The sequence below is a fragment of the Bacillus sp. AF62 genome (genome assembly GCF_050312695.1).
In the GTDB taxonomy this organism is placed as follows: domain Bacteria; phylum Bacillota; class Bacilli; order Bacillales; family Bacillaceae_G; genus Bacillus_A; species Bacillus_A cereus.
The window spans coordinates 1-401 of record NZ_JBNPJZ010000257.1 but is presented as its reverse complement, the minus strand read 5'-3'; the positions used below and the strand labels follow the sequence as shown (position 1 = coordinate 401).

The window sequence follows — 401 nt, the reverse complement described above, 5'->3', positions numbered from 1 at the left end:
AGTGAACCCTCTTGAGGATTTGAAGGAGACAAAATCCCTAACTTAAACATATCAGCAAATAAATCACGTCTAAATTGTGCTTTATATCGTTTAACGGTTGCTGCTGTACTTTTTAATCGAACTTGTTTTCCATCTATAGTAATTGTCTTTTCCATTTATAATTACGCTCCTTTTGGTGCTACTGGTGTTTTTACATATACTTTTTTGTACCAGTCGTTATAAATTGCTTGTGTTGTTTTAGCAGTCGTTTTCGTTTTTACCATTGGTCTTCCACCGGGTACTAAAACAATTGGGCTAGAAACAAACTTCAGTTCATTTGTATTTGGTTCAGCCGAACTTGTTTTTGTTTTAGATGCAAGTGTTGGACGACTTGCTGAACAGTTATACATAACATGTCGAGT

2 pseudogenes are annotated in these 401 nt (G+C 35.2%); both read right to left on the bottom strand.

Annotated elements, in window-relative coordinates:
- Positions 1–155 (bottom strand): annotated as a pseudogene (locus ACQRBL_RS32620) (ubiquitin-like domain-containing protein); the annotation flags it as partial.
- A 6-nt stretch (positions 156–161) separates the two neighbouring features.
- Positions 162–401, bottom strand: a pseudogene (locus ACQRBL_RS32615) (major tail protein); the annotation flags it as partial.